Consider the following 10,943-nt stretch of genomic DNA (forward strand, 5'->3'; position numbering starts at 1 on the left):
CTATGGGTGCAACCAACGATTCGAGGGAGCACCCGGATGGATTTCGGCATCGCGGTCGCCACGGCGGCCGACTCGTGGAAGGTCGTCCAGCGCGCCGAGGAACTCGGCTTTACCCACGCCTGGTTCTACGACACGCAGATGCTCAGCGCGGACTGCTTCGTCGCCATGGGTGCGGCGGCGATGAAGACGAGCAGAATCCGTCTCGGCACCGGCGTCCTCATTCCGTCCAACCGCATCGCCCCGGTCGCGGCGAACGCCTTCGCCTCGCTGAACCAGCTCGCACCCGGCCGGATCGACTTCGGCGTCGGCACGGGATTCACGGGACGGCGGGCGATGGGTCTCGGCGCGATCAAGCTCGCCGAGATGGAAGAGTATATCCGTGTCGTCATGGCGCTTCTGCGTGACGAGACCGTCGAGGCAGCTTTCGAAGGCCAGCGACGCAAGATCCGCTTCCTCAACCCCGAGATCGGCCTGATCAACACCCGCGACCCGGTGGCGCTGCACGTCTCGGCCTACGGCCCGAAGGGACGCGCACTGGCGGCGAAGCTCGGCGCCGGCTGGCTGAACTTCATCGGCGACGTCGACACGGCGATCACCGGACTGGAAGGCATGCGGCAGAGCTGGACCGCCGCCGGGCGCGACACCGGCGATCTTTCGGCCACGGCATTCGCCCTGGGCTGTGTGCTGAAGGACGGCGAGCCTGCCGATTCGGAGCGCGCCATGGCACAGGCCGGGCCGCGCGCCGCAGTCATCCTGCACCGCGCCGCGGACGAGGCGCTCGCCGGACTGCCGAACAGCACGCCGGTCTCGGGCGAACTGGCCGAAGCGGTCGACGGATACGTGAAGGTGGCGCGGGGCTTCGAGCCGACGGACGCGCCCTACCTGCAGAACCATCGCGGGCATCTGATGTTCGTGAAGCCGGAGGAACGCCGGTTCGTCACGGCGGATCTCATCCGCTCGACCAGCTTCACCGCCGAGGAAGGTGCGCTGAAGCAGCGCGTCGAGGCGCTGCGCGCGGCAGGCTATGGGCAGTTCACGATCCAGATCGTGCCCGGACAGGAGGATGCTATCGACGATTGGGGCCGGATCAAGCGCGCATTCTGACGGAGCGCGGGCGTCTCACCCGCCCCTTTTCTTCCATCGGAGCGATGCGGCACCGGGGCGAAGGGGTGGGCCAGACGCCCGCGCTCCGCAAAAGAAAAGAGCGGGCCGCAAGGCCCGCTCCCCCTCCCCCCCAATCCGACGCGGCCCGGCTTTCGCCGGGCCGGCGAGATCAGAAGCTGATGACCGTACCGACGACGGCGACGATCGCGTCGTCGAAGTCGTTCGGGTTGCCGGTCTGAGTGTCGTAGTACAGCGCCGTCGCACGGAGCTGCATGCCCGGGGCGTAGACGTACTGCGCGCCGATCGTGTAGCGGTCGACATCGTTGTCGGCAGCGCTGTCGTCTTCCTGCATGGCGACCGAAGCGCCGAGGCGCAGCGGACCATTGGCCCACGCGAGGCCGGCCGCCCAGACGTCGCGGTCCTGGCTGCCATCAAGACCCTGGTTGTCCGTGAAATAGCCGCCGCCGACGGTGAATCCTGCGAAGGACAGATTCAGGCCCGCCGTCCAGTTCGACCGATCGTCGAAGTCACCGGCAGCGTTGTTCGCTTCGAGGTTACCGAAGCTGTACGTCAGACCGGCCAGGACACCGAAATCGCCGAACTTGTTCTCGTAGTTCAGGCCCATTTCGATGACGTCTTCCTGGGCACCGATATTGTTGTCGACCGCGGGAACCGTCGAACCAGCGCCACCGTCCTCGGTGTTGTCCGGCGTCCAGGAGATACCGAAGCCGAAGCCGGCGAAGCGCGGCGTGAAGTAGGTGATCTTGTCGGAGTCGCTGGTGATGTTCGGCGCATAGGCGAAGCCGACACCGTACGGGCTGTAGTTCGGATCCGCGCCGTCGAAGTTGGCGTCGGCGGCCGGCGCACCGTAGGACATCAGGTAGGCGGCCGAGTTCTCGGAGCCGAGAACGACCTTACCGAAGTCGCCCTGGAAGTAGAGGTAGGATTCGTCGATCTGGTCGCCGCAGGTCTCGGCTTCGAGCTGCACGTCGACACCGACCTTCATGCCGTTGTCGAGCGCGACTTCGCCGCGGAAGTGGACTTCGGCCTCGCGGAAGAAGTCGACGTTGCGACGATTCTGGTCATTGTCGGCCTCAAGATAGCCGAAATAGGCCTGGAAGTAGCCATGCACACCGAGCGAAAGGCGCTCAGCAGCGCTCGCGGGGCTGGCAATCGCCGCCATGCCGGTCGCCGCCGCCAGCGCGGTGGTGGCAAGAAGGGTCTTTCTCACTATCGTTCTCCTTTCGGATCCACACACGCGCCGACGCCCCTCAGGTCCGTCGCCGCTCTGCCTGCCGGCTCCCGACCGAAATGACCGGCCGGCAGAAGGTCTGTACAAGCAGGACGGATCCTATCCATCGGACCGCCGGTGACAAAGCCGTCAGAAAGGCACTTGTGCTTTAAATCGGACACTGTGGCGTCATTGCCACAAGCACTGTGGCGGCCGCTCTGCCGCCCCCGGCAGCGACCGCTGTTAACATCGCCCCGACCTCTCCCTATATTCGCCCGGCTTCGGGGGCCTCCGGATTCGGGGGATTGAGGCGAACGAGGATCGGAAGAACAGCATATGCGTCGGACACTCACCCATCTCGCCGCCGTGGCGGTATTGACCGGGCTCGCTGCGGGCTGCGCCTCCGATGCGAAGGTCGAGCAGCGCTACCCCGACAAGGGCCAGACGACCTCGGGCGCGAACAATCCCGAGTACGGCCAGCCTCAAGGCCTCTTTGGTGAAGGCGGGATCAATCTCTTCGGCGGCGGCAACCGCAGCCGGGATGCGGAGGGCGGTGGCGGCAGCGGGATCGGCGTCAACGCCTATCTCTGGCGTGCCTCGCTCGATACGGTCGCCTTCATGCCTCTCGCCTCGGCCGATCCCTTCGGCGGCGTGATCATCACCGACTGGTATGCGCCGCCCGAAGCGCCGGACGAACGCTTCAAGGCCACCGTCTACATTCTCGACCGGCAGCTCCGTGCCGACGGTGTCCGGGTGGCGCTGTTCAAGCAGCGGCGCAGCGGCCCGGACTGGGTCAATGCCGAAGTCGACACCAAGCTCGCGACCGAACTCGAGAACAGCATTCTCGCCCGTGCCCGCGAACTGCGCGTGGCCGGCCGGCAGTGACGGTCGCCCGGGCGGCGTTCGTACGCGGATCGCTTCGCGCGCCGCGCCACATTCGTTAGAACAGCGGGGGCCGGCGACGCGGTTCGCGGCAACCGGCCGACGGTTTCGTGAATTTCAACTGCGCCGGGCCCGCGGAGGGGTCGCATGTCCCGCTATAATGCCAAGGTTGTCGAATCGCGCTGGCAGGCCGCCTGGGAGGCGCGCGGCGCCTTCGCGGCCAAGGCCAACCCCGAGCGCCCGAAATACTACGTCCTGGAGATGTTCCCCTACCCCTCGGGGCGCATCCACATGGGCCACGTCCGCAACTTCACCCTCGGCGACGTGGTGGCGCGCTACAAGACGGCGCGCGGATTCAACGTACTCCACCCGATGGGCTGGGACGCGTTCGGCCTGCCGGCCGAGAACGCCGCCTTCGAGGCCAAGGTGCATCCGGGCAAGTGGACGCGCGAGAACATCGCGACCATGCGCCGCCAGCTCCAGTCCATGGGCCTCTCCTACGACTGGAGCCGCGAGATCGCGACCTGCGAGCCGGAATACTACCGGCACGAGCAGGCGATGTTCCTCGACTTCCTGGACAAGGGCCTCGCCTACAAGAAGGAGTCCTGGGTCAACTGGGATCCCGTCGAGAACACCGTGCTCGCCAACGAGCAGGTGATCGACGGCCGCGGTTGGCGCTCCGGCGCCCCGGTCGAGCGGCGCAAGCTGGCGCAGTGGTTCCTGCGCATCACCGCCTATGGCGACGAACTGCTCGAATCGCTGAAGACCCTCGACCGCTGGCCCGACAGGGTTCGGCTGATGCAGGAGAACTGGATCGGCCGCTCCGACGGTGCGCGTGTCCGCTTCCCGCTGAAGGGCCGCGACGACACGCTGGAAGTCTACACGACCAGGCCCGATACGCTGTTCGGCGCCTCGTTCTGCGCGATCTCCGCCGACCACCCGCTCGCCGCGGAACTCGCTGCCGGCAACCCGAAACTGACCGACTTCATCGCCGACTGCCGCCGCACCGGCACCAGCGAGGCGGCGATCGAGACCGCCGAGAAGAAGGGCTTCGACACCGGCCTGCGCGCCGTCCACCCGCTCGACGAGACGATCGAACTCCCGGTCTACGTAGCCAATTTCGTGCTGATGGAATACGGGACCGGCGCCATCTTCGGCTGCCCGGCCCACGACCAGCGCGACCTGGACTTCGCCCGCAAGTACGGCCGCCCGGTGACGCCGGTCGTCCTGCCGCCCGGCGCCGACCCGGCGAGTTTCACGATCGGCACCGAGGCCTATACCGGCGACGGCAGCCTGTTCAATTCGCGCTTCCTAGACGGCATGTCGGTGCCCGACGCCAAGCGCGCCGTCGGCGAGCGGCTCGAATCGCTGAAGGCGGGCGAGCGCACCACGGTCTACCGCCTGCGCGACTGGGGCGTCTCGCGCCAGCGCTACTGGGGCTGCCCGATCCCCGTCATCCACTGCCCGGCCTGCGGCACGGTCCCGGTGCCGCGCGACCAGCTGCCCGTCACTCTGCCCGAGGACGTCACCTTCGACGCACCCGGCAACCCCCTCGACCGGCACCCGACCTGGAAGCACGTCGCCTGCCCGACATGCGGTGCTGCGGCCGAGCGCGAGACGGACACGTTCGACACCTTCTTCGAATCGTCCTGGTATTTCCTGCGCTTCTGCTCGCCGCACGACGACGGCATGTTCGACCGCGAAGCGGTGCAGTACTGGATGGCCGTCGACCAGTATATCGGCGGCGTCGAGCATGCGGTGCTGCACCTGCTCTACTCGCGGTTCTTCACCCGCGCCCTGCGCGACTGCGGCCATCTCGACCTCGCCGAGCCGTTCGCCGGCCTCTTCACCCAGGGCATGGTCTGCCACGAGACCTATCGCGCCCCGGACGGCAAGTGGCTGCTGCCCCAGGAGGTGGACCGCAGGGCCGACGGTACGGTCGTCCGCATCGACGACGGCACGCCGGTCACGGTCGGCCGTTCGGAGAAGATGTCGAAGTCGCGCAAGAACGTCGTCGATCCCGAGAACATCATCGAGAGCTACGGCGCCGACACCGCGCGCCTCTTCATGATGTCGGACAGCCCGCCGGATCGCGACCTCGAATGGACCGAGGCAGGCGCCGACGGCGCCTGGCGCTACCTCAACCGGCTCTGGCGCCTGGTGAACGAGCCGCAGGCCGCCCTCCCCGGCCCCGGTACGCCGCCCCCCGCCGACCTGTCCGCAGCGCTGCTCGACGCCCGCAAGGCGATCCACAAGGGCATCGCCGGCGTCACCGACGACCTGGACCGCTTCCACTTCAACAAGGCGGTCGCCCGCATCCGCGAACTGACCAACGCGATCGCCCCCTTGGACGGCAGCACCGAGCCCGGTGCCGGCGCCGTCCTGCGCGAAGGCATCGAGGCGGTCGTCCGGCTGATCGCGCCGATCACCCCGCACCTCGCCGAGGAGCTCTGGCTGCAGCTGGGCCACGAGACGCCCCTGGTCGCCACGCCGTGGCCGGAAGCCGACGCCGCGCTGACGGTGGACGACGAGATCACCCTGGCGGTACAGGTGAACGGCAAGCTGCGCGGCACGATCGCCCTGCCGCGCGACGCCGGAAAGGAGCAGGCCGAAGCGGCCGCCCTCGCCCTGCCGGCCGTCGAGAAGCTTCTGGAAGGCCGTTCGCCGCGCAAGGTGATCGTCGTGCCGAACAAGGTCGTCAATGTCGTCGCCTAGGCGCATGCGCGTTGCGCGGGCCGCGGTCCTGCTGCTCGCCCTCGCGCTGCCGGCCTGCGGGTTCAAGCCACTGTACGGCACAAGCGACGGCGGCAGCGGCGTCTCCCCTGAGCTCGCGGCGGTCGAGGTCGGCAACATCCCGGACCGGCCGGGCCAGCAACTCCGCACGCATCTGGAACTGCTGCTCGACCCGCGCGGGACCGGCGGCCCGGCGCGCTATGGGCTCCAGGTGAAACTGCGGAGCGACACCGCGGACGTCGCCATCCGCCGCGACGAGACCGCCACGCGCCGCGACGTCAGCATGTGGGCGAGTTACGTCCTGACCGACCTGAACGGCGGCGCCGTCCTGACCAGCGGGCAGGCGCGCGCGGTGAACAGCTACAACGTCGTCGCCTCCGACGTCGCCACCCGTGCCGGCGAAGAGGATGCCCGCGATGCGGCGCTCCGGCGGCTCGCCGAAGAGCTCCGCACCCGCCTCGCCATCTATTTCGAACGCCACGGCGCCGGCTCGGGCACCGCACGCTGAACGGGGCGCTGCGATGAAGATACAGCCCGCCCGGGCCGATGCCTTCGTCGCCCGGCCCGACCCCGCCATCCGGGCCGTCCTGTTATTCGGCCCCGACGACGGACTGGTGCGCGAGCGCGCCGCCGCACTGGCGCGCACCGTGGTGGCCGACCTTCGCGATCCCTTCCGTGTCGCCGAGACCACCGGCGCGGCGCTGCGTGCCGACCCGGCATGGCTCGCCGATGAGGCGGCGTCGATCGCCTTCGGCGGCGGCCGCCGCGTCGTCCGGATCCGCGGCGTCGGCGACGGCGAGACGACCGCCTTCGAGCGATTCCTGGACGATCCCATGGGCGATGCCCTCGTCGTCGCCGAGGCGTCGGACCTGCCGGCCCGCTCGGCCCTGCGCAAGCTCTTCGAGGACGCCAAGATCGCGGCGGCGATCGCCTGCTACGTCGAGGAGGGCGACCAACTCGAGGGTTTCATCGCCCGGACGCTGTCCGCGGCCAAGGTAAGGATCGAGCAGGACGCGCTGGAGGTGCTGGCCGCCCGCCTCGGCGGCGACCGAATCATGACGCGCAACGAGGTCGAGAAGCTGGCGCTCTATGTCGGCGCCGGCGGGACCGCGACCGTCGCGGACGTCGAGGCCAGCGTCGGCGACGCGGCCGATCTCTCGCTGCAGGACGTCGCCTTTGCCACCGGCTCGGGCGATATGGACCGCCTGCTCCAGTCGCTCGACCGTGCCTACGCCGCCGGGGAAAGTCCCATCCGCATCCTCCGCGCGGCGTCCGAGCACTTCCGTCGCCTTCATGTCACGGCGGCGCGCATCGCCAAGGGCATGGCGCTACCCCAGGCGGCGGGCATGCTGAAGCCAAAGGTGTTCTGGAAGCAGACCAACGAGTTCCAGGCCCAGGCCAAACGCTGGCCGGAGCCCTGGCTGGCGGCGGCGCTCGACCGCCTCGCCCAGGCGGAGATCGATTGCAAGACCACCGGCTATCCCGACCGCGCGATCTGCGCGCGGGTGCTGATGGAGGTCGGCAGGGCCGCCGCCCGCCGGTAGCGTCCGACCGGGAAGGGGCCGGTCAGCCCTGCCCCGCCGCCCCCTGCGCCAGCCCCGCCGCGGCCTCGGCCAGCAGCCACTCCCGGAACGCCTTGATCTTCGGCTTGTCGGCGCTCGCAGGCGGACAGACGATCCAGTAGCCGTAGCTCCCCGGCAGGATCAGGTCGAACGGCCGCACCAGCAGCCCCTGCGCCATCGCGTCCATGACCAGGGCCGTCCGGCCCATCGCCACGCCCTGCCCGGCGATCGCCGCCTGGACCATCATCGCGGCATCGCCGAAGCGCGGCCCCCGCTCGGCATTGACCTGCGTGGCGCCCGCCGCGTGCAGCCAGTCGCGCCAGCCCGGGTTCGGCTCGTGCGGGAAATGCTCGTCGTGCAGCAGCACGTGGTGGCGCAGGTCGCAGGGGGTGTAGAGCGGATGCGCACCGCCGAGCAGTGCCGGATTGCAGACGGGGAAATACTCCTCGCGCATCAGCAGGCAGGTGTTCAGCTCCGGATAGCGGCCGATGCCGTAGCGCAACCCGACGTCGACATCCTCGCGGGCGAAATCCGTCACCTGTATGGATGCCGCGATGCGCAGGTCGATCTCCGGATGGACCTCGCGGAAACGTCCGATTCGCGGCACCAGCCAGCAGGCGGCGAAGGAAGGGATGACGCTGACGGTCAGGATGCCCTCGCGCTCCCCCGCCCGCAGTCGCCGCGTCGCCGTCGACAGTTCGTCGAATGCCGCCCGCACCGACGGAAGCAGCTGCTGTCCCTCGTCGGTCAGAAGCAGCGCACGGTGCATGCGCCGGAACAGCGGCACGCCGAGATCGTCCTCGAGCAGCTTGATCTGGTGGCTGACCGCCGCCTGCGTGACGTGGAGTTCCGCCGCCGCCCGGGTGAAGGAGAGGTGCCGCGCGGCCGCCTCGAAGACGCGCAGGGCATTCAGCGGTGGCAGGCGCATGGACACTTCCTCGGATCAATACGGCTCATGCGGACGATGAAAAAACGTCGTTTGAGCGAGCCGCCCCGCGGCGTCATTCCTATAGCTGAGCCGGAGCGACGGCGGCAGAGACGCCGCCGCCCGGATCAACTTCGCTAATCCACCACAAAGGTCGTCGCCATGTCATCGGTCAACGGAATGACAAAGGGTGCGGCCGGCATCTTCAGACCGGCTGCTTCGGGTTTCGGCATCGTCCGCCTCTTCGAGCGCGTGCTCGACTGGCAGGAGCGATCGAAGCAGCGCGTCCATCTCATGGAACTCGATGATCGCATGCTGCGCGACATCGGCATGACCCGCGCCGATGCGGTGCGTGAATACCGCAAGCAGCCCTGGTTGCCCTGACCGGCGCCCCTGGCCGGCCCGGATAGGCCCCCATCCGGGCCGGCCGCCGTTCCACGGAGGGTTGGCGTAACGGCCGGGAACCCATATCTGTGGGCTTCCCGACCGAAGAGCCCGTGGAACATGCGCCGACACGCCACAGCCTTCCTCGTCCTTGCCGCCCTGTCCCCTGCATTCGCCGCTCCGGCCGACGCCCAGGAGGCGAAGTTCGTCGGGGATTTCGGCGCGTGGGCGGCATACACCTATACGGTGGAAGGTTCCCCCGCCTGCTACATCGCCAGCAAGCCGACCAGCAGCGAGGGCGAGTATGACCGCCGCGGCGAAGTGTTCGCCCTGGTGACTCATCGCGTCGCCGACGATGTCGTCGGCGAGGTCAGCATCGTCGCCGGCTACGAGTATCAGGGCGACGGCACGCCGCGCGCCAGGATCGGCAGCGAGACCTTCGAGATGTTCGCCCGCGGCGACACGGCATGGCTGCGCACCGCCGAGGATGCGCGGATGGTCGCCGCGATGCGTCGCGGCACCGAAATGGTGGTGACCGCGGTCTCGAACCGCGGCACCAAGACGGTCGACACCTATTCGCTGATGGGCTTCACCAAGGCCTACGAGGCGATCACCCGCGTCTGCAAGAAGGGCTGAGCATGAACGTCGAGGCCGCCGCCGTGCCCCAGACCGCTGCCGCCGCTGCCGACGTCACGGGCGCCGCCGTTCCTGCGATGCCCGTGCGCCGAAACCTGATCGGCCTGACCCGCGAGGAGCTGGCTGCCGAACTGGCGCCGCACGGCATCGACGGCTTCCGCCTGCGTCAGGTCTGGCACTGGCTGTACCATCGTGGCGGGCGCAGCTTCCCCGACATGACCACCCTGTCGAAGCCGGTGCGCGCCCTGCTCGAGGCAAACTACACCGTTGACCGGCCCGAGGTGGCGACGGCGCAGCTCTCCAACGACGGGACGCGCAAATGGCTGCTGCGCTTTCCCGACCGGCAGGAGATCGAGACGGTCCACATCCCGCAGGAAGAACGCGGCACGCTCTGCGTCTCCTCGCAGGTCGGCTGCACCCTGACCTGCCGCTTCTGCCACACCGGCACCCAGCGCCTCGTGCGCAACCTGGGTGCGGCGGAAATCGTGCAGCAGGTCATGCTGGCGCGCGACCATCTCGACGACTGGCCGTCGGCGGAGGCAGACCGCGCAATCACCAACGTCGTCCTGATGGGCATGGGCGAGCCGCTCTATAATTTCGACAACGTCAAGGCGGCGCTGCAGATCATGCTCGACAAGGAGGGGCTCGCTCTCTCCCGCCGGCGCATCACCCTGTCGACCTCGGGCGTCGTCCCGATGATCCGGCGCTGCGGCGAGGAGATCGGCTGCAACCTCGCCATCTCGCTGCACGCCGTCACCGACGAGGTTCGCGACGAACTCGTACCGTTGAACCGGAAATACCCGATCGCCGAGCTGATGGAGGCCTGCCGGACCTATCCCGGCGTCCACAATGCCCGGCGCATCACCTTCGAATATGTGATGCTGCGGGGCGTGAACGATTCGGACGCCGACGCGCGTGCGCTGATCGCTTTGCTGAAGGACGTGCCGGCGAAGGTGAACCTCATCCCCTTCAACCCGTGGCCCGGCGCGCCGTACGAATGCTCGACGCCGGACCGGATCAAGCGGTTCAGCGACATCGTCGCCAACGGCGGCTATTCCAGCCCCGTCCGTACCCCGCGCGGCCGCGACATCCTCGCCGCCTGCGGTCAGCTCAAGTCCGCCAGCGTCAAGAAGCGCCGCAGCGAGATCATCGCCGAGGAAGCCGCCGCGGCGGCCTCGGGCTGAAGGGACGATCGAACATCCCTTGAATACTTTCCCGGACAAGCGCGACAGCGCGCAGATCCGGGACCCAGCGCCGCCGCCGAACCCCGAGTTCCGAGCCCCGCGTTCCCAGCGCGCGCTCCGGGTCCCGGCTCGCGGCGCTGACGCGCCGCGTCCGGGAAGGTGACCGACAGGCGCTAGAGCGGTTTCCGGTCGATGTGAATCGTGGGGGATTCCCATGAGCGTGGTTTTCTGATTCACGATCCTTGCTGGTGAGGGAGGCCGGCATGGATGGGTCGAGGACTTTCGCAGGATCTACGTGATCG

10 protein-coding genes are annotated in these 10,943 nt (G+C 68.5%); 8 read left to right on the forward strand and 2 right to left on the reverse strand.

The genetic code is table 11. The features are described 5' to 3' along the window. Positions 1-36 precede the first annotated feature (36 nt). Positions 37-1,104, forward strand: a complete 1,068-nt coding sequence (locus ABIE65_RS12240; protein ID WP_354077996.1) for an LLM class flavin-dependent oxidoreductase — start codon at positions 37-39, stop codon at positions 1,102-1,104. A 169-nt stretch (positions 1,105-1,273) separates the two neighbouring features. On the opposite strand, the gene ABIE65_RS12245 is transcribed toward ABIE65_RS12240, so the two are convergent. Continuing rightward, positions 1,274-2,335 carry a porin gene (locus tag ABIE65_RS12245; RefSeq protein ID WP_354077997.1) on the reverse strand — a complete coding sequence of 354 codons (1,062 nt, stop codon included), beginning with the start codon at positions 2,333-2,335 and terminating at the stop codon, positions 1,274-1,276. A gap of 336 nt (positions 2,336-2,671) precedes the next feature. On the opposite strand from ABIE65_RS12245, the gene ABIE65_RS12250 reads away from it, so the two are divergent. The 4 genes from ABIE65_RS12250 (at position 2,672) to holA (ending at position 7,494) form a co-directional block, all read left to right on the forward strand. Beyond that, entirely contained in the window at positions 2,672-3,220 is a 549-nt protein-coding gene (locus ABIE65_RS12250) for a DUF3576 domain-containing protein (protein ID WP_354077998.1), read from the forward strand. Positions 3,221-3,364: 144 nt separating this feature from the next. Continuing rightward, the gene (leuS, locus tag ABIE65_RS12255) at positions 3,365-5,932 is read left to right on the forward strand and encodes a leucine--tRNA ligase (RefSeq protein ID WP_354077999.1); all 2,568 of its coding nucleotides are present in this window, start codon (positions 3,365-3,367) and stop codon (positions 5,930-5,932) included. Further along, a complete protein-coding gene (lptE, locus tag ABIE65_RS12260; protein ID WP_354078000.1) occupies positions 5,919-6,458 on the forward strand; it encodes an LPS assembly lipoprotein LptE in 540 nt (179 codons plus the stop codon). The genes leuS and lptE overlap by 14 nt, the downstream gene beginning before the upstream one ends. 13 nt (positions 6,459-6,471) lie before the next feature. Further along, positions 6,472-7,494 (forward strand): DNA polymerase III subunit delta, encoded by a 1,023-nt coding sequence (gene holA, locus ABIE65_RS12265; RefSeq protein WP_354078002.1) that lies wholly within the window; start codon positions 6,472-6,474, stop codon positions 7,492-7,494. Between the two features lie 22 nt (positions 7,495-7,516). Here the strand turns inward: holA and ABIE65_RS12270 are convergent, their stop codons facing one another. Continuing rightward, positions 7,517-8,440, reverse strand: a complete 924-nt coding sequence (locus tag ABIE65_RS12270) for a transcriptional regulator GcvA (RefSeq protein WP_354078003.1) — start codon at positions 8,438-8,440, stop codon at positions 7,517-7,519. Positions 8,441-8,617: 177 nt separating this feature from the next. On the opposite strand from ABIE65_RS12270, the gene ABIE65_RS12275 reads away from it, so the two are divergent. From ABIE65_RS12275 to rlmN, 3 genes are all read left to right on the forward strand, one after another. Continuing rightward, positions 8,618-8,821 carry a DUF1127 domain-containing protein gene (locus ABIE65_RS12275; protein WP_354078004.1) on the forward strand — a complete coding sequence of 68 codons (204 nt, stop codon included), beginning with the start codon at positions 8,618-8,620 and terminating at the stop codon, positions 8,819-8,821. 120 nt (positions 8,822-8,941) lie between these two features. Beyond that, a complete protein-coding gene (locus tag ABIE65_RS12280; RefSeq protein WP_354078005.1) occupies positions 8,942-9,457 on the forward strand; it encodes an invasion associated locus B family protein in 516 nt (171 codons plus the stop codon). Positions 9,458-9,534: 77 nt separating this feature from the next. Further along, on the forward strand, positions 9,535-10,641 hold the full coding sequence (gene rlmN / locus ABIE65_RS12285; RefSeq protein ID WP_354078010.1) for a dual-specificity RNA methyltransferase RlmN: 1,107 nt from the start codon (positions 9,535-9,537) through the stop codon (positions 10,639-10,641). Positions 10,642-10,943: the final 302 nt, after the last annotated feature.

Origin of the sequence: Constrictibacter sp. MBR-5 (genome assembly GCF_040549485.1) — a bacterium.
Taxonomy (GTDB): domain Bacteria; phylum Pseudomonadota; class Alphaproteobacteria; order JAJUGE01; family JAJUGE01; genus Constrictibacter.

Excerpts from the sequence above, each read along its gene's own strand:
- ABIE65_RS12240 (WP_354077996.1), top strand. The coding sequence starts at position 37 with ATGGATTTCGGCATCGCGGTCGCCACGGCGGCCGACTCGTGGAAGGTC.
- ABIE65_RS12250 (WP_354077998.1), top strand. The coding sequence starts at position 2,672 with ATGCGTCGGACACTCACCCATCTCGCCGCCGTGGCGGTATTGACCGGG.
- leuS (WP_354077999.1), top strand. The coding sequence starts at position 3,365 with ATGTCCCGCTATAATGCCAAGGTTGTCGAATCGCGCTGGCAGGCCGCC.
- lptE (WP_354078000.1), top strand. The coding sequence starts at position 5,919 with ATGTCGTCGCCTAGGCGCATGCGCGTTGCGCGGGCCGCGGTCCTGCTG.
- holA (WP_354078002.1), top strand. The coding sequence starts at position 6,472 with ATGAAGATACAGCCCGCCCGGGCCGATGCCTTCGTCGCCCGGCCCGAC.
- ABIE65_RS12270 (WP_354078003.1), bottom strand. The coding sequence starts at position 8,440 with ATGCGCCTGCCACCGCTGAATGCCCTGCGCGTCTTCGAGGCGGCCGCG.
- ABIE65_RS12275 (WP_354078004.1), top strand. The coding sequence starts at position 8,618 with ATGACAAAGGGTGCGGCCGGCATCTTCAGACCGGCTGCTTCGGGTTTC.
- ABIE65_RS12280 (WP_354078005.1), top strand. The coding sequence starts at position 8,942 with ATGCGCCGACACGCCACAGCCTTCCTCGTCCTTGCCGCCCTGTCCCCT.
- rlmN (WP_354078010.1), top strand. The coding sequence starts at position 9,535 with ATGCCCGTGCGCCGAAACCTGATCGGCCTGACCCGCGAGGAGCTGGCT.